26 protein-coding genes and 1 riboswitch are annotated in these 25685 nt (G+C 36.1%); of the genes, 9 read left to right on the plus strand and 17 right to left on the minus strand.

Annotated features, from left to right (window positions below; all coding sequences use genetic code 11):
- Positions 1–2 precede the first annotated feature (2 nt).
- The 9 genes from AC57AW_RS00500 to AC57AW_RS00540 all read right to left on the minus strand — a co-directional run bounded on the left by AC57AW_RS00500 (position 3) and on the right by AC57AW_RS00540 (position 7074).
- Positions 3–743 carry a hydroxymethylpyrimidine/phosphomethylpyrimidine kinase gene (locus tag AC57AW_RS00500; protein WP_496350440.1) on the minus strand — a complete coding sequence of 247 codons (741 nt, stop codon included), beginning with the start codon at positions 741–743 and terminating at the stop codon, positions 3–5.
- A complete protein-coding gene (locus AC57AW_RS00505) occupies positions 719–1306 on the minus strand; it encodes a thiamine phosphate synthase (RefSeq protein WP_496350441.1) in 588 nt (195 codons plus the stop codon). Before AC57AW_RS00505 ends, AC57AW_RS00500 begins: the two co-directional genes overlap by 25 nt.
- Complete coding sequence (gene thiC / locus AC57AW_RS00510) at positions 1303–3114, minus strand: phosphomethylpyrimidine synthase ThiC (protein WP_318848412.1); 1812 nt, start codon at positions 3112–3114, stop codon at positions 1303–1305. Before thiC ends, AC57AW_RS00505 begins: the two co-directional genes overlap by 4 nt.
- Before the next feature lie 24 nt (positions 3115–3138).
- The gene (thiS, locus tag AC57AW_RS00515; RefSeq protein ID WP_318848413.1) at positions 3139–3345 is read right to left on the minus strand and encodes a sulfur carrier protein ThiS; all 207 of its coding nucleotides are present in this window, start codon (positions 3343–3345) and stop codon (positions 3139–3141) included.
- A gap of 58 nt (positions 3346–3403) precedes the next feature.
- A riboswitch (TPP riboswitch) is annotated at positions 3404–3500 on the minus strand.
- Positions 3501–3606: 106 nt separating this feature from the next.
- Positions 3607–4449, minus strand: coding sequence for a hypothetical protein (locus AC57AW_RS00520; protein ID WP_496350442.1), 843 nt, complete (start codon positions 4447–4449; stop codon positions 3607–3609).
- Positions 4450–4470: 21 nt separating this feature from the next.
- Positions 4471–5148, minus strand: a complete 678-nt coding sequence (locus tag AC57AW_RS00525; protein WP_413228604.1) for an RluA family pseudouridine synthase — start codon at positions 5146–5148, stop codon at positions 4471–4473.
- 11 nt (positions 5149–5159) lie between these two features.
- Positions 5160–5480 (minus strand): hypothetical protein, encoded by a 321-nt coding sequence (locus tag AC57AW_RS00530; protein WP_318848415.1) that lies wholly within the window; start codon positions 5478–5480, stop codon positions 5160–5162.
- Positions 5481–5483: 3 nt separating this feature from the next.
- Positions 5484–6299: a 3-methyl-2-oxobutanoate hydroxymethyltransferase gene (gene panB, locus AC57AW_RS00535; protein WP_103232094.1), complete on the minus strand. Its 816-nt coding sequence runs from the start codon at positions 6297–6299 to the stop codon at positions 5484–5486.
- 61 nt (positions 6300–6360) lie between these two features.
- Complete coding sequence (locus tag AC57AW_RS00540; RefSeq protein ID WP_318848416.1) at positions 6361–7074, minus strand: Crp/Fnr family transcriptional regulator; 714 nt, start codon at positions 7072–7074, stop codon at positions 6361–6363.
- An 88-nt stretch (positions 7075–7162) separates the two neighbouring features.
- Here AC57AW_RS00540 and AC57AW_RS00545 point away from each other — a divergent pair, with 88 nt between their 5' ends.
- From AC57AW_RS00545 to AC57AW_RS00585, 9 genes are all read left to right on the plus strand, one after another.
- Positions 7163–9541 carry a heavy metal translocating P-type ATPase gene (locus AC57AW_RS00545; RefSeq protein WP_496350443.1) on the plus strand — a complete coding sequence of 793 codons (2379 nt, stop codon included), beginning with the start codon at positions 7163–7165 and terminating at the stop codon, positions 9539–9541.
- Positions 9542–9650: 109 nt separating this feature from the next.
- Positions 9651–9863 carry a cbb3-type cytochrome oxidase assembly protein CcoS gene (ccoS, locus tag AC57AW_RS00550; RefSeq protein ID WP_318848418.1) on the plus strand — a complete coding sequence of 71 codons (213 nt, stop codon included), beginning with the start codon at positions 9651–9653 and terminating at the stop codon, positions 9861–9863.
- A 21-nt stretch (positions 9864–9884) separates the two neighbouring features.
- Complete coding sequence (gene ccoN, locus AC57AW_RS00555; RefSeq protein WP_318848419.1) at positions 9885–12146, plus strand: cytochrome-c oxidase, cbb3-type subunit I; 2262 nt, start codon at positions 9885–9887, stop codon at positions 12144–12146.
- A 22-nt stretch (positions 12147–12168) separates the two neighbouring features.
- Positions 12169–12369 carry a cbb3-type cytochrome oxidase subunit 3 gene (locus tag AC57AW_RS00560; protein WP_077419481.1) on the plus strand — a complete coding sequence of 67 codons (201 nt, stop codon included), beginning with the start codon at positions 12169–12171 and terminating at the stop codon, positions 12367–12369.
- A gap of 10 nt (positions 12370–12379) precedes the next feature.
- Positions 12380–13261 carry a cbb3-type cytochrome c oxidase N-terminal domain-containing protein gene (locus tag AC57AW_RS00565; protein WP_318848420.1) on the plus strand — a complete coding sequence of 294 codons (882 nt, stop codon included), beginning with the start codon at positions 12380–12382 and terminating at the stop codon, positions 13259–13261.
- A 94-nt stretch (positions 13262–13355) separates the two neighbouring features.
- Positions 13356–14810 (plus strand): cytochrome c oxidase accessory protein CcoG, encoded by a 1455-nt coding sequence (ccoG, locus tag AC57AW_RS00570; RefSeq protein ID WP_318848421.1) that lies wholly within the window; start codon positions 13356–13358, stop codon positions 14808–14810.
- A gap of 10 nt (positions 14811–14820) precedes the next feature.
- Positions 14821–15273 carry a FixH family protein gene (locus AC57AW_RS00575; protein WP_496350444.1) on the plus strand — a complete coding sequence of 151 codons (453 nt, stop codon included), beginning with the start codon at positions 14821–14823 and terminating at the stop codon, positions 15271–15273.
- A complete protein-coding gene (locus tag AC57AW_RS00580) occupies positions 15264–15989 on the plus strand; it encodes a sulfite exporter TauE/SafE family protein (protein ID WP_318848423.1) in 726 nt (241 codons plus the stop codon). The genes AC57AW_RS00575 and AC57AW_RS00580 overlap by 10 nt, the downstream gene beginning before the upstream one ends.
- Before the next feature lie 18 nt (positions 15990–16007).
- On the plus strand, positions 16008–16751 hold the full coding sequence (locus AC57AW_RS00585) for a hypothetical protein (protein WP_496350445.1): 744 nt from the start codon (positions 16008–16010) through the stop codon (positions 16749–16751).
- A 56-nt stretch (positions 16752–16807) separates the two neighbouring features.
- Here the strand turns inward: AC57AW_RS00585 and serS are convergent, their stop codons facing one another.
- The 8 genes from serS to AC57AW_RS00625 form a co-directional block, all read right to left on the minus strand.
- The gene (gene serS / locus AC57AW_RS00590) at positions 16808–18076 is read right to left on the minus strand and encodes a serine--tRNA ligase (RefSeq protein ID WP_496350446.1); all 1269 of its coding nucleotides are present in this window, start codon (positions 18074–18076) and stop codon (positions 16808–16810) included.
- A gap of 66 nt (positions 18077–18142) precedes the next feature.
- Positions 18143–18661, minus strand: coding sequence for a hypothetical protein (locus tag AC57AW_RS00595; protein WP_496350447.1), 519 nt, complete (start codon positions 18659–18661; stop codon positions 18143–18145).
- A 38-nt stretch (positions 18662–18699) separates the two neighbouring features.
- Positions 18700–20598, minus strand: coding sequence for an asparagine synthase (glutamine-hydrolyzing) (asnB, locus tag AC57AW_RS00600; protein WP_496350448.1), 1899 nt, complete (start codon positions 20596–20598; stop codon positions 18700–18702).
- A gap of 66 nt (positions 20599–20664) precedes the next feature.
- Positions 20665–21918 carry an oligosaccharide flippase family protein gene (locus AC57AW_RS00605; protein ID WP_496350449.1) on the minus strand — a complete coding sequence of 418 codons (1254 nt, stop codon included), beginning with the start codon at positions 21916–21918 and terminating at the stop codon, positions 20665–20667.
- A 5-nt stretch (positions 21919–21923) separates the two neighbouring features.
- Entirely contained in the window at positions 21924–23057 is a 1134-nt protein-coding gene (locus AC57AW_RS00610) for a glycosyltransferase (protein WP_496350450.1), read from the minus strand.
- Between the two features lie 97 nt (positions 23058–23154).
- Complete coding sequence (locus AC57AW_RS00615; protein WP_318848429.1) at positions 23155–23643, minus strand: hypothetical protein; 489 nt, start codon at positions 23641–23643, stop codon at positions 23155–23157.
- Between the two features lie 99 nt (positions 23644–23742).
- Positions 23743–24879: a hypothetical protein gene (locus AC57AW_RS00620; RefSeq protein WP_496350451.1), complete on the minus strand. Its 1137-nt coding sequence runs from the start codon at positions 24877–24879 to the stop codon at positions 23743–23745.
- A gap of 20 nt (positions 24880–24899) precedes the next feature.
- The gene (locus tag AC57AW_RS00625; RefSeq protein ID WP_318848431.1) at positions 24900–25685 is read right to left on the minus strand and encodes a (Fe-S)-binding protein; all 786 of its coding nucleotides are present in this window, start codon (positions 25683–25685) and stop codon (positions 24900–24902) included.

Genomic DNA, 25685 nt, shown 5'->3' on the forward strand with positions numbered 1-25685 from the left:
ATTTATAATGAATGCGTTCCCAGCAAAGAGGAATTGCTTTTTAAAAATTTTTCGATGTATAATTTCCCATTTCGGCAGGCCATTTCCATATTTTCACCTTTTGCAAGCTCAGCTGTAATGGCGGAAGATAAAACACAGCCAGAACCATGTTTAGGAAAACAGATTTCATAATCATCTTGTGGATGCAGAAGGATTTCTTTTTCTTTTTCAACTAAAATATCCGTTCCCAAAAGGTCTTTCCTATGTCCTCCTTTGATCAGTAATGAACATCTATCAGTATCCGGTAATAGATTATTTTCCTTTAAAACTTTGTATTCATTATAATTGGGAGTTATTAAACTGAGTTTATTAACAACCTCTTTTAACTGAGGAAGTGTTTCAAGATCAAAAAAGGTAAATTCAGAAGTACTTTTCAAAACCGGATCCCATACGATTTTTGTTTCAGGATTACCAGTCTTTACCGTTTCTATAATTTTAGCCAGAAATTCTGCATCCTTCACAATTCCGATTTTCACCGCTGAAACGGCATAATTTTCCATCAACACCTGAATCGCCTTAGTCACTTCATCCAAAGAACGCCATTCCAGGCTCAGACATTCTGAAGCTGTTTGCAATGTCAATGCAGTACACACTCCCAGTCCCATCACTTTTGATTGTTCAAAGGTTTTACTATCTGATAACAAGCCTGCTCCACCACTTGGATCAAAGCCTGCAACACTTATGACATAAGGACGTTCCTGCATTTTTTGAATATTTTTAGAGGTTCTTCACTTTCCCAAATAGCACCTAGCAAAGCAGCTCCGTCTACCTCTGATTCAAAAACTTCTTGAATATTATCCTGATGAATTCCTCCTAAAGCAATCAGTTTTACATCCGGATTGTTACGCTGTTGTATTTTTTCTTTAATCGTAGAATCCATTCCATATCCTTTTTTGGAGATACTTGGAAAGAACGGGCTTATAAAAGTATAATCCCATTCTTTTTCCAGCGTATTGTAGGTTGCGATATCATGTACTGAGGTTGACATTGTATTTTCTTCGGCAAAAGATTTACATCTCTCTTCCGCCCGATCAGCCTCTCTGAAATGAAGTCTTGAAATATGATATTCTTTTCCAAGATCAAAATGAGTATGCAGCACCAGCTTTGGATAAAAAGCCTCATCAATCTGAGTGATGAATTCAATCATTTCATGGCGACTGATCCATGGTTTACGGATGTGAAGCAAATCAAGCCCCTCCTGAAACATCTGATTAATAATATTAGTTTCGTTTGGAACCATCAACTCAGGAGTGATGACGAGGATCATATATAAATTTCTTTTCCTTTTTCGATAAATTCCTGAGACTTATCAAACATCCCTTTTTCTGCAGATTCACGGATTTCCTGAGTAATTTTCATTGAACAGAATTTTGGTCCGCACATAGAACAGAAGTGAGCAATTTTGGCTCCTTCCGCCGGAAGTGTTTCATCATGATACGCTCTTGCCGTCTCAGGATCCAAAGAAAGATTGAACTGATCTTCCCATCTGAATTCAAATCTTGCTTTACTTAATGCATTGTCTCGGTATTGTGCCCCCGGATGTCCTTTTGCCAGGTCTGCCGCATGGGCTGCCAGTTTATAAGTAATTACCCCTACTTTTACGTCGTCTCTATTTGGGAGTCCTAAATGTTCTTTCGGTGTTACATAACAAAGCATTGCACAGCCAAACCACCCGATCATGGCAGCCCCAATTCCGGAAGTGATATGATCATAGCCCGGAGCAATATCTGTAGTCAAAGGACCTAAGGTATAAAACGGAGCTTCATGGCATTCTTCCAGCTGCTTTTCCATGTTTTCTTTAATCATATGCATCGGAACGTGTCCAGGGCCTTCAATCATTACCTGTACATTGTGTTTCCATGCTATTTTTGTCAGTTCACCTAAAGTTTCCAGTTCTGCAAACTGAGCGGCATCATTGGCATCTGCAATAGATCCTGGACGAAGACCATCTCCAAGAGAGAATGCAACATCGTACTTCTTCATGATCTCACAGATCTCCTCAAAATGAGTATATAAGAAACTTTCCTGATGATGAAACAAACACCATTTAGCCATAATAGATCCTCCTCTGGATACAATTCCGGTTACTCTGTTGGCTGTCAAATGAATATATCTTAATAAAACTCCGGCATGGATCGTAAAATAAGAAACACCTTGTTCTGCCTGTTCAATCAGGGTATCTTTAAAAATTTCCCAAGTCAGATCTTCTGGAACTCCTTTTACCTTTTCCAATGCCTGATAGATGGGAACAGTACCAATTGGAACCGGGCTGTTTCTGATGATCCATTCTCTTGTTTCGTGAATATTTTTTCCGGTTGAAAGATCCATAATGGTGTCGGCTCCCCATCGGCAGGCCCATACCGCTTTTTCTACTTCTTCATCAATACTGGATGAAACAGCACTGTTTCCAATATTGGCATTAATTTTCACAAGGAAATTTCTTCCGATAATCATCGGTTCACTTTCCGGGTGGTTAATGTTATTGGGGATAATTGCTCTTCCTGCTGCTATTTCGTCTCTTACAAATTCCGGAGTAATCTTACTTTTCGGAGTGTTCGCTCCAAAGCTGTGTCCCGGATGTTGGAAAGCCATTTCTTTTGATACAGATTCAAGCTGTTCTATTCTTTGATTTTCCCTAATCGCTATATATTCCATTTCCGGAGTGATGATTCCCTGCTTTGCATAGTAAAGCTGGGTCAATTCTTTTCCTTCTTGTGCAACTTTAGGTTTATGATCATAAGAAAACCGCAGTTCATCCAAACGCGGATCTGCTAAACGAGCTTTTCCGTATTCAGAGGTAATCCCGTCCAGGATATTCACATCATTTCTGTCCAGAATCCATTGCTCTCTGATTCTTGGAAGCCCTTTCTGGATATCAATGACTGCATTTTCATCCGTATAAGGACCTGAAGTGTCATAAATGGTTACCGGAGCATTATGTTCAAAGCCGCCATTGGTCAATTTGGTCGGGCTAAGCTGTATTTCACGCATTGCTACATTGATAGGGTGTATTGTTCCCTCAACATAGATTTTCTTTGAGTTCGGAAATGGCGAACATGTAATGGAGTGAGCCATAAGTATTGGTATTAAATATGAGAATTAACCGCCTTGAGTGGCAGTAATGATTAAAACTGAATCGTTGTTATTAAGGAGTGTTTCTGCCCAGACTGACAGCGGAATAATACGGTTGTTGAGGGCTACAGCAATGCCTTTCTTTTTTCCAGGCAGCTCAATAGCCAATAATGCTTCCAGGTTTGCAGGAAGTACATCAAATGTTTTTCGGGTGTGGTTGATTATAAGTTCCATTCCTAATAATTTAAAATATACTTTAGGAATGGCTATCATTGTACAATAGAATGTACAGCAAAAGTCATCTACTTTTCCCTACGCTGGTATAATCCAGATCAGGTTCAAAGGGTAAAGTCTCAGTCTGTTCATAACAGACACCCCTAAAGTTTGGGACGAAGTTAGACATTATTTTGAAATAAGCAAAATTGATTTTTGCTTGGAATGAAAAAAGACCATCTCGATTTTGAGACAGTCTTCACTTTTATTTTAAATAGTTCGTTAGTAAAAAAGCTTCAGGCTTCCATCAGAATTATATTGATTAGTCCAATTTGATTGGTTCAGAAAAAATTCGGAGCTATAAGGTTTATACTCTTTCGAAATTCTTCTTTGAGGATTATTTTTTGATAATGAAAAGTAGAAATAATCTTCAAAAACACCTAAGTTCTTAAATGGATTTTGTGCAGAATCAAAGTTATCAAATGTAATTTCATTCGTAATGTAAGCATCAATATTATTATGCTTTTCAGTTTTAGTTGCCTTTTCTAAATTTCCTGAATTATTATAGATAAACTTTTCTAAGTATGTCAAAATATAATCTTGTGGATCAGTCGGATCGTATGGAACATTAGGATATTGAGTTAAAATTTCAATTAACTTTCCTGAAGTGTCATAAGTATAGGTCAAATACTTATCCATATATGAATTATTAACCTGTGGAATAACTACTTTAATAACTCTGCCTTGATTATCAAACTCAAGTTTCCTTTCATTCAATTGAACATTAAATGATGGATCTGAGCTATAATTTCCTACAACAGCTGTATTTCCTGTATAAGATATTTTAGTATAGATCAGATTTGTAAATCGGTCCGGAGCCCCCGAAGCTCCTGTCAACTTCAAAATTCCTCCTACTTTTTTACTAATTCTTCCCTGAGCATCATATTCGAACATATAATTTTGTTCCAATCCATTAAAGACAGGCGACAAAAAAGGATAATTCCATGATATTTTACTTGTATTTTCAGTAATCATCTGTTGTGAATTATCAACTGGCATTTCATCATTGTCTGAACAAGATGCCATAACCAGCAATGTGGTTAATAAAAGTGATTTGAATTTCATGTTATAGTTTTTGTGATATACTTATTCTTCACAAGCTCTCCAGATTGCATCATTTTGCGGTACGGGAGCTATGATTTCAATGTTTTCTTTCGTTACCGGATGAATAAATTCCAGTTTTCTAGCATGAAGATTGATTCCTCCATCCGGATTGGAGCGTGGCGCTCCGTATTTCAGGTCTCCTTTGATTGGAACTCCTGTTTTGGATAATTGTGCTCTGATCTGATGGTGTCTTCCTGTTTCAAGATCAATTTCAAGAAGCTGATAATTATCCAGAGTTTTGATTACATTATAGGTCAGAATCGCTTCTTTTGCACCTTCAGTAGCTTTTGGAAAAACAATGGCTTTATTATTTTTTTCATTTTTCATTAAATAATGTACCAATCTCTGCCTTTGTGGAATCATTTCTTTCCCTACAACGGCCCAATACGTTTTTTTTATCTCCCGGTTTTTGACCATCTGCGTAAGACGGGAAAGTGCTTTGGAAGTTTTTGCATAGATCACCAACCCAGAAGTAGGACGGTCTATACGATGAACCAAGCCGAGAAAAACATTTCCCGGCTTAGCATCTCTTATTTTTATAAAATTCTTGATAGTTTCTAATAGTGATTCGTCTCCGGTTTTGTCCCCCTGTACAAGTTGACCTACCTTTTTATTGACCACCAGAAGATGATTGTCTTCATATATAATCTGCTCCTTCATAATGTGTCGTTCTATCTTCTGTTTCTATTGGACAGTGAAAGAATAATCCCCGCCAGAAGACCAACAGTCTTTACGGCTGAAAGTTTTGATCCTTCCGGTATAAATGCACCTAATACACAAATTACAGCGGCAGCATACATTGCATAGACAAAATTTTTGTTGCTAAGCAGCGGAGCCTGAATAAAAAAGCTGGCTCCTATCAAAACATAGAAAACCTTTCTTGAAAGTAAGTGATTGATTTCCGGGGAAAATAAATTAAACCATCCTACAGCAAGACAAATCAGTGCTGCGATAGATAATATTCCTTGGATAGATTGTTGTTGATTCTGCATGGATTAATAGCTTTCGTTTTCGTTTGGAAACTCTACACTCTTCACATCTTTTACATATTGAGCTACAGCTCCTGTAATTTCTGTGTAAAGGTCAAGATATCTTCTTAGGAATTTCGGACTAAAACCTTTGTTCATTCCTACCATATCATGATATACCAAAACCTGTCCGTCACAATCTGCTCCGGCACCGATTCCGATAGTAGGAATAGAAATGCTTTCTGTAACCTTTTTCGCTAATTCTGCAGGAATTTTCTCCAATACAACAGAAAAACAACCCAATTCTTCTAAAAGTTGTGCATCAGCGATCAGTTTTTCAGCTTCTGCTTCTTCTTTAGCTCTTACTTTATACGTTCCGAATTTATAAATAGACTGTGGTGTTAATCCCAAATGTCCCATTACCGGAATTCCGGCATTGATGATTTTTTTGATAGACTTGGAAATTTCTTTTCCGCCTTCAATTTTCACAGCATGTGCTCCACCTTCCTTCATCATCCTTACCGCAGATTCTAATGCTTTTTCAGGGTTACTCTGATAAGTTCCGAAAGGTAAATCTGCTACCACCAAAGCTCTGTCGGTTCCTCTTACCACACTTTGCGCATGATAGATCATTTGATCCAGCGTAATAGGTAAGGTAGTTTCAAAACCAGCCATTACATTCGCTGCAGAGTCTCCAATCAAAATAGCATCTACTCCACCTGCATCTACCATCTTTGCTGTGGTAAAATCATAAGCTGTAAGCATTGTTATTTTTTCCTTGTCGAATTTCATTTTACGCAAGGTTTCAGTCGTAACTTTTTTAATTTCAGAGTGAACAGACATAATTTATCTATTTTTAAAAGTTAAAAAGTCGGCCTTCGGCCGACTTAAGTTTTTGTATGATTTATAAAACTACGTGACCGAGTTTCATGAGTTTGTCGTGATTTAAGATCTTGATATTTCTTCCGTCCACTTCAATCAGGCTATCCTGTTTGAATTCTGAGATCAGACGGATGGCACTTTCTGTAGCGGTACCTATGATATTGGCAATTTCTTCCCTTGTCAATGAGATCTTAATAAAACCTTCAGGATCTACTCCCAGCTTCTGTTCCAAAAGCAGCAGTATTTCTGCCAATCTTTCTCTTACCGTTTTCTGGGCAAGGAAAGTAATGGTATTTGAAGATTCTCCTAATTCGTATGAGATTTTTTGAAGCATTACGAAAGACAGCTGTGGATCAACTTCCAGAAGATACATGAAAATATCTGCGGGTAAGAAAACACACTCAATATCTGTCATAGCTTCTGCTTTGGCCTGGAAATTTTCCCCGCAAAGCAAAGAACGATAGCCGATGATATCCCCTTCTTTGATAAATCTTAAAATTTGGTCTTTCCCGAACGCTCCTGATTTCGAAAGTTTGGCAGCACCTTTTTCCAAAACAAAAACTCCTCTTGGAGTTTCACCATCCTCGAAAATGGTATCGTGTTTCTGAAAACTCAGTTTCTTTTTGCCATTAATGTATTTTTCAAAATCTGCGCTAGAAAGTCTTTCTTTAAATGATTTATCATTAAAAACTCTGGCGAACCTCTCTTCAATTGCTATCTGTTGTTCCTGCGGCATTTTATATGATATTTATCACAAAAATAGAACTTTTTAACGCGATAAACAAAAAAATTTGTTATAATTTTGTAGTTCAATATTTTATGGGGTGAGCGAGAACTGTTTTCATTGTGGTCAAGGGATAGAAAAAGAGAGAATTTTATTTGATGAAAAGACTTTCTGTTGTAATGGATGTAAGTCTGTTTACGAAATTCTAAATTTAAATAATTTAAGCAATTTCTATGAGCTTAATAAAGGGGCAGGAATTCGTCCGAATGATGAAAATTCTACCCAATTTGACTACCTGGATACGCCGGAAATTTTTGAAAAAGTCACTGATTTCTCTGAAGGAAACACCAGTCTTGTTACATTCAAAATTCCTGTAATTCACTGTTCTTCGTGTATCTGGCTATTGGAAAGTCTTCATACTTTACATAAGCACATCAAATATTCTCAGGTAAACTTTACTAGAAAGACCTTACAGATCTCATTCAATCATAACGATCTGAAATTAAGTGAACTCGCTAAATTTTTAACCAACCTGGGGTATAAACCTGTCATCAGTCTTGAAACTGCTGATAAAAATGAAGATCATCTCGACAAATCTTTATTGGTAAAATTTGCCATTGCTGCCTTTGCTTTTGGTAACGGAATGTTCCTTGCTTTCCCTGAATATATTGGAGGGGAAGATTATTGGATGGAGCATTATAAAGGTTTATTCAGAACCTTGATATTCCTTTTGGCAACACCTGTTGTATTTTACTCAGCTTCAGACTATTATAAATCTGCCTGGTACGGTTTAAAAAATAAGATTGTCAACATTGATGTTCCGATTGTCTTAGGAATTTTCGTACTATATGGAAGAAGTATTTATGAAGTTGTAACAGATTATGGTCCAGGATATTTCGATACCCTTTGTGGACTTTTATTCTTCATGCTTCTCGGGAAAATTTTCCAAAAAAGAACATACAGTGCTCTTTCATATGACAGAGATTACAAATCTTTCTATCCGATTGCCGTAACAAAAGTTGATTTTGAAGGAAAGCAGGATAATATTTTACTGTCTGAAATAAAAGTTGGCGATAGAATTCTAGTTAGAAATCAGGAAATCATCCCCGTGGATGGAATTCTGATCAACGGAGAAGGAAATATTGACAACAGTTTTATTACCGGAGAAAGCGAAAGTATCAGCAAACAACCCGGAGATAAAATTTTCGCAGGAGGAAAACAGGTTGGATCTTCTTTAGAGCTTGAGGTGATTAAAAACGTAGATCAAAGTTATCTAACGCAACTTTGGAATAAAGAAGCATTTAAAAAACACGAAACAGGACTTGATACGTTAACAAACAACGTCAGCAAATATTTCACATTCATCATTTTAGGTATCGCTTTAGTCGCTGGAACTTATTGGTATTTCATTGATTTAAATATTATGTTCCAGGTAATTTCTGCGATCCTGATTATCGCATGTCCTTGTGCACTTGCTCTTTCTGCACCGTTCACTTTTGGACACATTATGAGGATTTTAGGCCGAAATAAGTTTTATGTAAAAGATACTTTAACGATTGAGAAAATCGCGAAGCTTGATACCATTGTCTTTGATAAAACTGGAACCATTACCCACAGAAAAAAATCAAACATTAAATATGAAGGTTCAGAGATCAATGAATTTGATTCTCTGAATATTAAAACGTTATTAAAGAACTCCAACCACCCGCTTTCAAAATCATTGTATGAATTCATCGAAGTAAATGATGATTATTTCCCGGTAGAGAATTTTGTTGAAATTTCAGGAAAAGGATACGAAGCAAGCGTAAGGGGAAACCAGTATAAAATCGGCTCTGCCCGTTATAACGATCAGGAACCTAAAAATCTTGAAACAGCAGTTCACATCAGTAAAAATGATCAGTATTTAGGTAAATTCATCTTTAAGAATGAGTACCGTCCGAAACTGAGAGAACTTTTCACAAAATTAACCCACTACAAAATATTTATACTGAGTGGAGATAATTCTTCAGAAGAAAACCAGCTTAAAGAGCTTATCCCAAATTACAAAGGAATGGCCTTTAATCAAAGTCCGGAAGACAAACTGAATTATATTAAAAACCTTCAGGATCAGCACATGAAAGTAGCGATGCTTGGAGATGGTCTCAATGATGCCGGAGCTTTAAAACAAAGTAATGTAGGAATTGCAATTGCTGACGACACAAATAGTTTCACACCATCTTCTGATGTGATTATGAATGGTGATAAAGTGGTTACTCTGGACAATTACCTGAACGTTTGTAAGGGCTCTATCACCATTGTGAAAATGACATTTATAATCAGTTTTCTGTACAATATTGTTGGTTTAAGTTACGCTGTTACAGGCCATATGCATCCGCTCTTCGCTGCAATCATCATGCCAATCAGTTCGATCACTGTGGTTACCTTTACTACACTTTCAACCTGGATTTTAGGTCGGAAATATTTCAAAAAGCGGGCTTAAAAGCCCTTATTTAGACTGATTTTAAATTAGCTGAAATCGTCTTTTCGTGATGAAAGTCATTATTTTTCACTAAATTTGAACCCCGAAAATAGGTTAATTTTGTTGTCCAATGGATATTCTATATTTAATGATCCTCTGCAGTGTTTCTTTAGCTGCGATTTTCTTGGTCGTATTTATAGTGTATGCCCGAAAAGGACAGTTTGAAGATGATGAATCTCCGGCTGTCAGAATCCTTTTTGATGATGAAAAAGTCAAAGAAAATGATGAAGCAGGCAACAAAAATAAAGACGAGAAAGAAATAGGAGAAAATAATAAAAATTGAGAAAAATAGTGAATAGTTGATATGGAAACACAGAAGTTTAGTTATGACAATAGTATTGTCCGTGCGTTCCTTTATGCGACCTTAGTTTTCGGTCTTATAGGGTTTACGTTCGGGCTTACGGCGGCATTAATGCTTTTCTACCCTGAATTACCTGAATTCTTTTTCGGGACAGATGACACAACCATCAAAAGTTTGGCATCAGGAAATATTCAAGGGTTGATAAACACTCATGGTGCATTTGGTTTTGGTAGAATCAGAATGCTGCACACCAACACCGTAATCTTTGCATTCGTTTGTAACATCGTTTACACGGGTATTTATTACTCATTACAGAGATTATTAAAAACAAGAATGTACAGTGACACCTTGTCTTGGTTACATTTCTGGACTTGGCAGTTTATGATCGTTGCTACGTTCGTTACGTTCTTTATGGGGATTAACACCTCTAAGGAATATGCTGAACACGAGTGGCCGATCGACATATTGATCGCATTCTCATGGATCATTTTTGGTATCAATATGTTCCTGACTATTTCAAAGAGAAGAGTGAGACACCTTTATGTAGCCATCTGGTTCTACATTGGTACATGGATTGCGGTAGCAATGCTTCACATCTTCAACAACCTTGAAGTACCTTTATCTTTCACAGGCTGGAAATCTTATTCAGCATATGCAGGGGTAAAAGATGCTATTGTACAGTGGTGGTATGGACACAATGCGGTTGCATTCGTATTGACGACTCCGGTTCTAGGTTTAATGTATTACTTCCTTCCGAAGGCTGCAGACAGACCGGTATTCTCTTATAAACTGTCTATTATTCACTTCTGGTCATTAATTTTCGTATATATCTGGGCTGGTCCTCACCACCTTCAGTATACAGCTCTTCCAGCTTGGGCTCAGGCGGTAGGAACAGGGTTCTCTATCATGCTTATTGCACCATCTTGGGGAGGAATGTTAAATGGTCTTCTTACCTTAAGAGGAGCTTGGGATAAAGTAAGAGAAAATCCTATCCTTAAGTTCTTCGTAGTAGCTGTTACTTGTTATGGTATGGCAACGTTTGAAGGACCGCTTTTAGCAACAAAAAACATCAACAAAATTGGTCACTTTACAGACTGGGTTATCGGTCACGTACACTTAGGAGCTCTTGGATGGAATGGTTTCATGGCATTCGGGGTTATCTATTATTTGGTACCAATTATGTGGAGAACAAAAATTTGGTCTGTAAAATTAGCTAACTGGCATTTCTGGTTAGGTACTTTAGGAATCATTTTCTATGCAGTACCAATGTATATTTCAGGATTTACACAAGGATTAATGTGGAAGCAATTCAACCCAGACGGAACATTATTGTGGAAAAACTGGTTGGACACTGTAACGGCTATTATCCCTTACTTCAAAATGAGATTCGTAGGAGGTTTATTCTACATCTCAGGATCTATCCTAATGATCGTAAACGTAATTGCTACGGTAAGAAAAGGATCGTTCCAGAAAGAAGTTCCAGCTGAAGCACCTGCATTGGCAAACATCAGTAAGAACAGAAAAGAAGGAGAAGGTACTCACCTTTGGCTGGAAAGAACTCCGGTATTATTAGGTATTTTATCTTTCATCACAATATCTATTGGGAGTTCAATTGAAATTATTCCTACACTATCTCTTAAGAAAAGTGTACCTACGATTTCAGCGGTAAAACCATATTCACCACTTGAACTTGAAGGTAGAGATATTTATATCCGTGAAGGATGTAATGCTTGTCACTCTCAGATGATCAGACCGTTCAGAGATGAGATCACAAGATTCAATGGTAAAAACGGACAATACTCCAAAGCTGGAGAATTCGTATACGACAGACCATTCTTATGGGGTTCTAAAAGAACAGGACCGGATTTACATAGAGAAGGTGGCAAAAACCCAAGTTCTTGGCACTTCAAACACATGTATAACCCAAGATCTACCTCTGCAGGTTCTATCATGCCTCGTTACCCTTGGTTAATTGCTACTGACTTAGACAGAACTAAGATGGTAGACAAAATGAAGCTGATGAAAAATGTATTCGATGTACCTTATACTAAGGCTCAAATCGATTCTGCAGACAAATGGGCTAACAACCAATCGGCAAAAATTGTAAAAGATATCTTCTCAGAAGCAAATGACGTAAAAGAAAATTATGCTAAGAGACCTCAGGGAGAATTAGAGAAAAAAGAAATTGTAGCTCTTATTTCTTATCTTCAGAGATTAGGAACAGATATCAAAACAACTGAAATCAAAACAGCAAGTAATAACTAAAAAACATTAAAAGGCTCATACTATGATTCCTCAGAACTTTAAAGATATATTATCCAATACAGAAAACGCTGGTTTCTACCAGACGCTGGCTCTGATTTTCTTTATGCTGTTCTTCGTTGCTTTGGTAATTTATGTTTTTAGCAGGCCTAAAAAATATTACAAAGAAGAAGAAGAGGCTCCTCTTGGGGATGAAGAAGATGATGATTTTAATTTAAAAAATTAAACTATTTTTTATGAAACAAAGAACACCTGTTGTTATAAACATCTTAATAATAATCGGACTTTTAATAGTTTTTTATTATTTATTTGTACAGAGCTACGCGTTCCTAGCTTCGCCTTACTTCTGGGGAACTGTTGTGATCGCTGCTATCCTTGCCTATATCCATGGCGCAATTGGAGATCTGATTGAAAACAACAAATTCAAGAAATTATCTCCAGAGGAAAAAGCTGCTTATTTAGCTGAAAAGAAAGTACCTTTCTTAAAAAGAATGTATTTAGCTGCATTCAAGAAGCAATCTGAAACTGAAGAAAAAGATATCCTTATCGACCACGGTTTCGATGGCATCATGGAGCTGGATAACCAGTTACCAAAATGGTGGGTAGGTTTATTCTATTTTGGGACCGCTTTTTGTATTGTATATATTGCTGCATACTCATTCACAGACTTCGCTCACCCGTTAAGCGAATATGAAAAAGAATATAAAGAGCAGTTAGCTAGTATTGAAGAATACCAAAAAACTCAGCCTCCTGTAACAATAGAAACAGCAAAATACTCTGCTGATAATATTGCAGAAGGTAAAGAATTATTCAAAACAAACTGTGCATCTTGTCACAAAGAAGACGGTAGTGGAGGTATTGGACCAAACCTTACTGATAACTACTGGATCAACCAGCCTGAGAAGACATTATTTAAAAATGTATTCCATATGGACTGGAATGGTTCTCCTACTAACCCTGCGATGAGAGCATTCGGTAAAAACGGAGAAGTTTCAGGTGCAGAGATTGAGAAGATTGCAGCGTATGTATATCACATCAATCAAGAGCAACCACCAGTGACTCAGGCTCAAGGAGGAGCAGCTCCTCAAGGAACTGAAGCACATTGGGAAAAAGAATAATTTAAAAAATTAGAAACATATGAAAAAAACATAATTTGTTATTAGATTAAAATAGTAACGAATTATGTTTTTTCTTTTTTAAAACCTATTACATATGTCAGACATAGAAGAAATAGAAGTACGCGGTGGACAGGGACAGGTTCTGGACCCTGAAACTTACAGAGATTCTATAGGGACAATGGAGCAATCCGGAAAGAGAAGATGGGTATTCCCCAGAAAACCTAAAGGGAAATACACCAACTATAGAAACATTGTAAGCTATCTATTATTAATTATTTATTTTTCGTTACCATTCATCAAAATCAATGGTAATCCATTATTATTGTTCAATGTCATAGACAGAGAATTTTTCATCTTTGGACAGCCTTTCTATCCACAAGACTTTTTTATCCTCACTTTAGGTGCTATCGCATCTTTGATCTTTATTATTGTTTTTACGATTGCGTTCGGAAGAATTTTCTGCGGGTGGATTTGCCCTCAGACAATTTTTATGGAATCGATCTTCCGTAAAATAGAATATCTGATTGAAGGTGACCGAAACAGGCAGATGAAGCTGGACAGACAGGAGTGGAATACTGAGAAGATCTGGAAGAGAAGTTTAAAATGGACTATTTATGTCATTATTTCATTAGTCATTACCCACTTTATGTTTATGTATATCGTAGGATATGAAGAGGTATTTAAGATCGTTGGTGAAGGGCCATTTGCACATCCTACCAATTTTATTGTAATGATTCTTCTTGCCGCTGCATTCTACTTTGTTTTTGCATGGTTCAGAGAGCAGGTTTGTACATTAGTATGTCCTTATGGAAGACTTCAGGGGGTACTGATTGATAAAGATACAATCAATGTTTTCTACGACTTCAAAAGAGGAGAAAACAGATCAAAATGGAGAAAAGGTGAAGACCGTAAAGCTGCCGGCAAAGGAGATTGTATCGACTGCCATCAGTGTGTAGTGGTATGTCCTACGGGAATTGACATCAGAGACGGGCAGCAATTGGAATGTATCAACTGTACAGCCTGTATTGATGCCTGTGATGAAGTAATGGAAAAAGTAGGTCTTCCGAAAGGATTGATCCGATATGCTTCTGAAAACGAAATTGAAAAAGAAACTCAGTTTAAGTTTACAGGAAGAATGAAAGGATTTACCGTATTCTTATTCCTTCTTGTAGGGTTCTTAGGATATCTTCTCTACAGCCGTGGTGAAATGGAGGCTAAATTCATTAAACCGGCAGGGAGTACCTTCTTTGTAAAAGAGGGTAAAATTACCAATACTTATAATTATACTTTCCTTAATAAAACAAACGAGAAAAAAATCGTTACCATCAAAGTAATCGATCCGGTACATGGTGAAATCACTTACAGTGCATCCAGTAAAATTCAGGTAGACCGGGATAAAATCTCTAAAGGGACTATTAATATCAGTTTCCCGGAAGATGAAATGAAACTATCCAAACAGAATATTACAATTGGCGTTTATGATATGAAAGGAAAACTGATTGATTCATATCAGACTTATTTTGAAGGGCCATTTAAACTGCAATTTTAATTAGAAAAAAATGAAGAACTTTAGTTGGGGACACGGTGTTGTAATTGCATTATTTGCATTCATAGTTTTTATATTATCAATGTTATTTCTTTTTCCAAACGGACAGAAGAACTCTGAAATGGTAACAGATAATTATTATGAAGAGGAGTTGAAGTATCAGGATGTCATTGATGCAAAGAAAAAGGCAGATGAATTACCAGAAAAACCTGTATACAGCCAGGATCCTAAGGGAATTAAAATTACTTTTCCAAAAGATTATAATAACTCAAATACTACGGTAAAATTTGTTTTAAACAGAACCGACGACCAGAATTTAGATATCAAAAAATCTGTACAGCTTGATGCCAGCCAGTCTTTCATAATCCCTTCACAGGTATTGAAAATGGGTAACTATACACTAAGACTGAGTTGGACAACAAATAAAACAGACTACAGAATGGATTATGATGTGATATGGAAATAGGACTTATTGTATCGGCTATTGCGTTAGGCTTTGCTTCCGGTTTTCACTGTATCGGAATGTGCGGTCCTATTGCCTTGTCGATGGGATTAACCAAAAAACAGGCTGCTAACTTCTATCTTCAGAACCTTACTTATCAATTCGGAAGAATATTCACCTATTCTTTATTGGGTGCTCTTCTCGGAATTATAGGACAAGGATTTGAAATGGCCGGCTTTCAGAAATATCTGACCATTGCGGCAGGAGCTCTTCTGATTATTATGGCTGTGTTTTCATTTGGAGGAAAAGATTTTGCTTCAAAAATTCCATTTCTTTCCAAGTTTTTATACAGTGTAAAAATGAACTTGGGAAAGCTGCTTCAAAAAGCGGATTACCGTTCCAGATTTACAACAGGTCTTCTTAATGGCTTTTTGCCATGCGGAATGGTGTACATGGCTCTTACGGCAAGTCTTGCAGGCGGTGGAATATGGCAGGGAGCTTTATATATGGCTTTATTTGGTCTTGGAACCCTTCCGTTCATGTTTGCTATCGTTTTAGCCGGAAACCTCATGAATCAGGCTTTCAGGGTAAAGGTTTTGAAAGCTGTTCCTGTAATTATGATCATTTTAGGAGGATTATTCATTCTAAGAGGTCTTGAGTTGGGAATTCCTTATGTTTCCCCAAAAGCGGAAGCGATGACAATCTCTAAAGATCCAAACGGGGCCGTTAACTGCCATTAATTTGTATTTAAATCAACCATGAAAAAAACCATTGTCTTATTTCTGATAAGTCTTTTTACATTGCAATCCTGCAATATTAATACTGAATTAATCTACCATAAAGATGCAGCTTCATCTATAATTACTGATATTGGTACCAGAGAATTTATGGCTGAGATGCAGGCTATGACACCAGATTCATTACAAGAAGATAAGTTCAAGGATATGGACAGATTTCCAACAATCTGGACGAGCATGTATGATATGTTAAAAAAAGAAGGAAAACTGAAAACTGAAAATCAGGATACTATTAAAATCCTGAAAAAGTTTTTTTTGAAATCTGTAAAAGAAGATAATAAACCTGTTCCTATTGGCTATTCCTTCAAAATGGACCATATCACACCAAATGATTATGAATTAATTAAAAATTTTAATAAAGACGAAAAGCTGCCTTTTGATCAAAACTTACTAAATACCTGGGATGGAAAAACATTAACTATTAATACAGATCTTTTCAATGTTAAAAATATTGAAGAAGTTCTTCAATCTAAAGGTTCAAAAGAGGAAACTCAACAAATGGAAGGAATGATGATGATGTTTTTCAAAAATATAGGAACAACACTAAAATTTGAAAATCCAATACAGTCAATCACAGGTAAACATGACTGGCTGAAACAAGTTGATGACCATTCGGTGAGAATAGAATATGATCTGAAAGCCATGTATGATAAGGATACAAAACTCAAAAATGCTGATAAAAAAATAATCATCATTACAGAATAAAACAAAACCCACCGAGATCCGGTGGGTTTTATTATATAGTAAACTAATTGATTAATTTAGTTAATTACTTCAAATCTTGCATATTCTGCAATTTTCTTAGGAAGCCTGATTCCTTCTGCTGTCTGATTGTTCTCTAGCAAAGCCGCCATAATTCTTGGCAGTGCCATTGCAGATCCGTTCAGGGTGTGAACCAATTGAGACTTACCATCACCTTTGTAACGGCATTTTAATCTGTTCGCCTGGAATGTTTCAAAATTAGAAACAGAGCTTACTTCCAGCCACATTTCCTGAGCTGCACTCCATACTTCAAAATCATAAGTCATAGCAGATGCAAAACCAGTATCACCGCCGCAAAGTCTTAATACTCTGAATGGAAGCTCAAGATCTGTAAGAATTTCTTTGATATGCTCTACCATTTCTTCCAAAACAGCATAAGAGTTTTCAGGCTTTTCAATTCTTACGATTTCTACTTTTTCAAACTGGTGAAGACGGTTCAACCCTCTTACGTGGGCACCATAGCTTCCCGCTTCTCTTCTGTAACACTGAGAAAATGCTGTATTCTTTATTGGAAGATCTTTCTCTTCAAGCAATACATCACGGTAAAGGTTCGTTACCGGAACTTCTGCTGTAGGAATCAAATATAATTTATCTTCGTTGATATAATACATCTGCCCTTCTTTATCAGGCAGCTGTCCGGTTCCAAATCCAGATGCTTCATTCACAACATGAGGAGGATTTACTTCTGTATATCCTTTTTCTACGTTTTTATCTAAGAAATACTGAACCAAAGCTCTCTGTAATCTTGCTCCTTTTCCTAAGTAAACAGGAAAACCTGCCCCAGCAATTTTCACTCCTAGTTCAAAATCGATAAGGTTATATTTTTTAGCCAGTTCCCAGTGAGGAATAGCTCCTTCACCAAGACCTTCTACCGGATGAGACTGGAAAATCATTTCATTATCGTCAGCAGAAGCTCCGCTCTTTACCAATTCGTTTGGAATGTTCGGAAGCTGGTACAGAATATTCAGTAAGTCATTTTCCTTAACTTCTAACTGGGATTTCAATTCTGAGCTCGACTCTTTGTATTGTGCTGTTTTAGATTTTGCAGATTCCGCTTCTTCTTTTTTCCCTTCTTTCATCAAAAGCCCGATTTCTTTCGAAATTTTATTGATTTCGGATAGCTGGGAATCTAGTTCAAACTGGATTCTTTTTCTTTCGTCGTCGGCAGCGATAGCCTCGTCTACCAACTCAAGATTTTTGAATTGTCTTTTCTTAAGACCTTCTAAAACGCGTTCTTTATTGTCGCGCAAAAAATTGACTTGTAACATTTTATTTAGATGTTAAATATTAGATGTTTAGCTCATAATAAGCAAACAGTTGTACAAATTTAAAAATTATTTTGTGATAGTAACGGTATTTATCGAAGTTGGTGTGTCAGCATCTTTTGAAAATACTGGAACTTTGTTATACAAAACTTTTGAAACTTGGAATACCGTTGGTGTATTACGATACTGAATTTCCAAAGTATCAATCACATTATCAATTACATTAGTACTTTTTGTATACGTAATTCTCATTCTGGAATAATAGGAGTTTCCTGTTCCTGGATTATCAGGACTTATAGAATCCAGCCTTCTTCTTTTTGCTCCTGCCAGATACTCCATATAGAATAAAGAATCCGTTGTCATTCTTAACGAAAAACTTACCGGAGAAATATCTTTGGTTCCAAACATATCATTTACCGAAAATCCAGTATAAGATCCTGTCTTTTTACTGTTCAGAAGATCCTGTCCAGTACTGTTTTTCACATAGATATTAAGTAACTGATCTATTCTCTGCAAAGAATCATCATCACTTTTACAACTTACAAGTGCAAAAACCGCAACAAGTATGCCCCAAAAATATTTCATCATAACTACAAAGGTAAAATATTAATCTTTAGGCTGCTTCTTTATTTTTCAAAATATTTCTGATACCACAGTTCAAAAGTAACCAGCTGCCATATTTTCACCCAATCATATTCATGTTCCTGGTGATTCCACCACCCATCTATCACTGCGGCATTGAAAAAATTTCTTTTCTTTAAACTTTCAAGATTTTCAACAATAAAATCTCTTACTCTTTTTTCGTTTTTAATAAAGTAATGAACCGGAAAGGAAAATCCTTTTTTAGGCATATTCAAAACTTCTTGCGGAAGATATTTTTCAGCTGTTTTACGAAGCAACGGTTTATTCTTAATTCCATTAAATCTAATATTCTCAGGCAGAGAAGCTACATAATTGATCAGACTGTTGCTCAAATAAGGATAACGAAATTCCACGCTATATTTCATTGCACTCAGGTCATCACGGAAAACATGATGGGATGACAGCGAATATTTCATATCATATTCGAAATATCCGGAATAGCTTTTCGCTTCCGAAGCATGGTATTTTGAAAGCTTTGAATCAATTTTACTGTAAATATCCGGTTGTATGAGAGCTTTAGCTTCAAGAGGCATCATGCTGATCTGGCTCTGTCTGAAAAAATCAAACATATTATCCTGAGAGAAATAATTTTTTACCCGTTGCGAAAATTTATCTTTTGTAAAAATAAGAGGTCTTACAAAATTAAAATTCCTCATCAGCAGCCATCTATTCAGCTTCAGAGTATGGGAATAACCGCCGAAAAGCTCATCCGCACCATTTCCACTTAATACCACTTTAAAATTTTTATCATGTGCGTATTTTGCCGCATTGATCAAGACTTCAAAGCTGCTGTAAGGTTCTTCAAAATGCTGGATGTTTTCTTTAAGTTTTTCAAGTGCTTCTTCATCGCTCACCTCCTTTATCTTATGTGACACTCCAAAATGTCTGGCAGCCAGAGAGGCATTTTTCACTTCTTCTTCAGAAAATGGATAAGATATGGTGTATGTGTTGATATTAGGGTTAAAAGGTTTTGATTTTGAAGCGATTAAGGTGGAATCTATTCCTCCGCTCATCATCACGGCTACAGGAACATCTGCATATAATTGTTCTGCTATACTTTCAGAAAGCAGCTCATCTATTTTTCTTACGGCTTCTTCTTCCGAAACATCTTTTACAGACGGTGAAGGCAGTGTCCAGAATTTCTCTTTGGTAATTTTCTGATCTTTTAAATCAATAGTCATAAAAGAAGCAGGTTCCAGTGATAAAATATCCTGAAAGCAGGTTTGCGGAGCCAACGTAGTCTGAAAAAGAAAGTTGGTATAAACGCCATTCCAATTGATTTCAGGTTTTACAAATTCATTTTTTAGCAATGCTTTTATTTCTGAGCCCCAAACTAATCCGTCTTTACTCTGATGATAAAAAAGAGGCTTCATTCCTACTCTATCTCTTGCCAGTATAAGTTTTTGACTGGAGAGATCAACAATACAGATAGCAAACATTCCATCCAACTTAGCAAAAGCTGAGTTTCCCCACTCCTGATAAGCTTTGAGAATAACTTCAGTATCAGAATTGCTATGCAAGAAATGTCCTAAAGACTCAAGTTCTTTTCTTAACTTTTTAAAATTATAAATCTCTCCGTTAAAGGTGATAATAATTTGCTCATTCTCCGAAAGCATGGGCTGATGTCCTTTTTCAGATAAATCAATAATGGATAACCTGCGAAACCCCAAAGCAATCTCTGAACTTCTATCCTGTAAAACCGGAAATTGTTCTTTAATTTTGAGAGTAGAATCATTTCCTGAAAAAGGAATTCCCTGGCCAGCATCATACAGCCAGAACCCTTCATCATCTGGTCCGCGATGTTTGACCGCCTGATTCATTTCCAGAATATTTGTAGAGGAAATACTTTTATGAAATGAATAATACCCGCTGATTCCGCACATAAGATGACTTAATAGATTTGTAAAAATAGGAAAATGACTTTGTTTTCTGTACCTGAACAGAATAAATTATTTTTTCAGAAATTTTTCTTTTAAAAGCTGAATTTCCTCTTTTGAAATCATATAATCTTTCAAACTGAATGTGGTAGAACTATAAAATTTCCGGAACAGCAGAAACGCTGAAACCAAATATGACGATGTGGTTGCAAGACAAGCCCCCAAAATTCCCCATCTGGGTATTGCGATGAAAGAAAAAACGACTGTAACAACCAATCCTACTATTGATTTTACATTGAGAATTTTTAGTTCTCTCATTCCTGAAAAATAATGCCCTACCATATCACTTACTGCAATGGCAAAAATTCCGGGAGATAAAAGGAGCATGATTTCTTTAGTATTTCTGAATTCTTTTCCGAAAATCATTTCATAGACCTGCGACGGAATGATAATGATTCCCAGTACAAAACCTATCATCAAAATGAAGGTCAGTTTTAAAGAATCTTTGGTTTTCTCTACAGATTCTTCCCTGCTTTTACTATTGACTACATCTGAGTATAAGACTACAGCAATACTGCGGGTAATCGTCCATATGGCTTCGGAAAAAGTGACCCCGATCGAAAAGATTCCTACGCTGGCAATGCCTTCAAAATATTCTAAAAAATAAAAGGAAAGTCTATAGTTCAGAAACTGGACAAAAGCGCTCAGCTGGGTTTTCCAGCCATATTCAAACATATTTTTGGCAACATCTTTACAGAATGATATTTCGGAAATATTACATTTTTTAATGATTTGAAAAAAACTGGTCAGGAAAAGAAGTGAAAGACACCCAATTTGTGCCAGAAAGTATACTGAAACATCTTTCTTTCCAAACAGATATACCAATATTCCGATAAAGATGATGTGTATAAGCTGTTGTAAAACAGTATAAATATTAAACTTCCTAATATCCTGTTTTCCAATAAACAAACTAATATTTGTGGATAACAATGAAGAAAAAACAGAGATCCCGATAAGATATAAAAGATACTCACTCTGAATAGAAGCCAGACTGAATAAAAACGGGATTAAAAGCCCGGTCAGAAGAGACCACAAGTAGGCAAATAATAAAACTTTTTCTATTTTAAACCTTGAAGCAAAATAAGAAGCACTGCTTCCTGAAAAGATACTGCTGAAAAAACTCACAGCAGCAGCATTAGCTACTACAATAGAGATGGTTCCCTTTCCTTCACTTCCCCACATATTCGTAGAATAGATCACCAGCCCGAAACTCAGGATCAGAATAAGAAAACGTGAGACAAAAGTTTTAATAATAGTAAGCTGCATAGCGATTATTTATCAATAGATCTTTTCACAAAATCAACAAAGGAATTTTTTATCGTTCTCCAATTGTATTTTTCTTCAAATTCTTTCCTGGCATTAAGAGCATGCAACTGATACAGCTCCGGTTTTTTTATATAATTGAGAATTACTTCTGAAATGGATTCTGCATTCTGCGGATCTACCAGACTGCCAAATGAAAGTGTACCCATATGCTTTCGGATCCCCTTCAGATTTGAATAGATGACAGGCTTTCCTGCTCCCATAAAGTAAAACAGTTTGATCGGCAGGGAGTGATTGTTTTCAAAATTGATTTCCCGCAGGTCAAAACAAATATCTGAATCTGCCAATGCTTCTGTAAACCGTTCAAAAGCAGTAGGTTTTCTGATTTCGATATCATCAAAAGAATATTTTTTCAATAATGTTGAAAAATAGAGTTCATCACTTTCCAGTACTGTTGATCCGATAATCAGAATTTTAATATGGATTGCGGGAACTTTTTGACGGAGGAGATCTACAGCTTTAAAAAAATTATCAATTCCTTTATCTTTAGAAATCTGACCTGTATAACAAAGGGTTATGGTATCAGAATTAAGTTCTTTGATACTTTTATTGATGTAAACAGAATCCGGATAATAAGGAAGAATCATTTGCTTTTTGAAACAAAAAAAATATGCTAAAGGAAACTTTTTGGTAGTTTCTCCAAAAATAAAATGAGTACTTAAAAATCCTGCATACCAATGGATAAGAGAAAATTTAACGGCCTGAAAAACTGCAGCCGGAAAACCATACCCTTCAAGCATGGACATGGAAGGATACCACTCTGTAACATCATAGATACAGCTTGCATTATGCTCTTTTACAAATTTCTTTGAAGCTACTACTGCCAAAGGTTCGGAGCAGATAATAGTCTGGGGTTGAAAATCATCACAAACCTTACGGAAGGTCTCCATTTTCTTTTCTATACTTTCTTCCAGAACGGCGTAAGATTCTATTTCAATTCCGTCAATAACTCCTTTATACTCTGCATATAAGCTGCATATTTTTACTTCATACTCATTATCTCTAAGAGCCTTTGCCTGATGGTAAAAAATACGGTCATCATTATAGCTGTGGGATGTCGTTAAAAAAAGTATTTTAGGCATTAATCTTACTCGAATCTATGCAAATATACATTAAAACAAAAAAGTGAGAAACAGGTTCTCACTTTATGATTATTCAGCTGTATAAGCTTAATAGCGTTTATTTTATAGAAGCCGCCCAGCTTTTCTCCAAAGGAAGAAGGAAGTGGCTCAAAAAGTCAAGGTACGTATTTTTTGAGAAGTCAAAAACCTGGATATCATCTGAAAGTTCTCCGTTTCTCAATTTCGTTTTAAAATCAATCAGCTTTAAGGTCTTCACTTCATCATTTTCTACAAAACTGGCTTTCATTCTGTCGAAAAGACCCAATTGATATTCTTCATCAATTTCTCTCATTACCTTTCCTAGAGCATCAATGCTGCATCCTGAAGCCATTTCTTTTTCTTCATCTACACACACCACAATAAACTGATTCTTTTCAATTTTAAATGAAGAAGAAAGCGGTTTTCCATGAGCAGCCCATGTAGCAAGGAAATCAAATAGTTTTTCAGTAATAGCTTTTGCTTCTTTAGTTTCAAAAGGTCTTGAAGCCGGGTATATAATGACTCTATAGTCGTTGGTTTCTACAATACTAGATTCTTCGATTTTCATAATGTAAGTATTTATTTTTCAATGAATTGTACAATCACTTTCAAGTCTTATTCTTGAACAAAATCGTGATTTCAAATCCTTATCATCTTAAAGACAAAATTACGCAATTTTCTCGAGTTTGAGATCATTGTATTTTTTGCTCAATACATAGAGCATCATAATGAAAAGCGGAAAAATAAACGGAAAGAAAAATCTCAATGCCGCCGACTGTGGAAAGAAAAAGAATTTGATGTACACATTCACCAGGAAAAGAACTGAAATCATTCTTACCCATGCATCTTTCGAACGCCAGAAGATTACCGCAATCATGATGGTTACAGATAAAGTCACTTTTTTAAAGTAGATAATCTTGATATAAATAATGCTCAGATAGTCTTTTAAACTGACTTCGACGGGATGTGTGGAAATAATAGGTCTTCTGTCGATAAAAGTATCATAAAAAACGTCTTTCCATCCTGGATAATGATAAAATTTAATGATTGCCAGGTACATCAGCAAAAGTACTGTGCCCTGTGCAATAAGGGAAACATCTATTTTCTTTTCTCTAAAATAGTAAAAGAAGAAAACAGCGATAATATACGTCAGGGTAAATGTAATATAATCCGGACGTATAAAAGTGATTGTAAAAAGAAGCACAAACATGCCCCATTTGCTCCATTTTTTGATCAAACCAATAATAAAGATCAGAATAAACTGAAAAATGAACATATCCGGTGTGGAAACTCTGGACATATACGTCATTGGCGGCAAAAGCATAGCAGCAACCGTTAACCCTATTGCAAGCCAGTATTTCTTCGGAAACAGGAGTTTTAAAATATAAAAGAATAATAAACCTGAAAAAAAGTAAGAAATAAGACTGGTAAACAAGACGGCCATTGGAGAGGTAAGTCCCAGTTTATAAAAAAGAGTTATCACAAGAATATACCCTACTTTGATTTGAAAATAGGGTAATTGTTCTGTAAAAGATTGTGTATTTTTTACGAAATACTGCCTGGGAATATCCCACTGCTTTATTCCGATAATGTCTGTATAATGTTCTGCAGGAGCCTCTTTTTTTATTTCTTCATAAGTCATGATTCGAACTTTATCTGGTGAATTCGGGAACTCAGAAGTATACATACTTCCTAAATAACCCGGCATATCCCAGTCATATACTCTATTTTGGTAATTCCAGAATGTAAGAGCTGTAAGTATCGAAATTATAAACAAAAAGGAGAGTCTCCATTCTAACTTCATAAACCTGTATAAGATTACAATTATAAATCTTCTGCCTCAGCAAGAAGTTCAACAATATCTTTTACAGCAACTTCGTCATTTTTGTTAAAGTGTTTTACACCATCCGTCATCATGGTATTACAGAAAGGACATCCTGTAGCAATTACCTTAGGTTCAAAAGATAAAGCTTCTTCTGTTCTTTCTACATTGATGTCTTTTTTTCCTTTTTCAGGCTCTTTAAACATCTGTGCTCCTCCTGCTCCACAGCAAAGACCGTTGGTCTTGCAACGTTTCATTTCTACAAGTTCTGCATCCAGCTTTTCAAGCAGCATTCTTGGAGCTTCATATTCATCATTGGCACGTCCTAAATAACAAGGATCATGGAATGTTATTTTTTTCCCTTTGAATGCTCCTCCTTCTATTTTCAGTCTCCCTTCTTCCATTAAGGTTTTAAGGAACTGGGTATGGTGTACAACGTCAAAGTGGCCACCTAAGCTTGGGTACTCATTTTTCAGAGTATTGAAACAGTGTGGACAAGCCGTTACGATTTTCTTTACTTCGTAAGCATTCAGTACTTCAATATTGGTAAGGGCCATCATCTGGAAAACGAATTCGTTTCCGGCTCTTTTTGCAGGGTCACCGGTACAGCTTTCTTCCTGTCCCAACACTGCAAATTCTACCCCTATCTTATTTAATATCTTGCAAAATGCTTTTGTAATTTTTTTAGCACGGTCATCAAAGCTTCCCGCACATCCAACCCAAAATAAAACTTCCGGGGCTTTTCCTTCGGCAGCATATTCTGCCATTGTTTTTATATTGAAATCCAT

The organism is Chryseobacterium sp. BGA-UO-ETr-SB22, assembly GCF_059567885.1.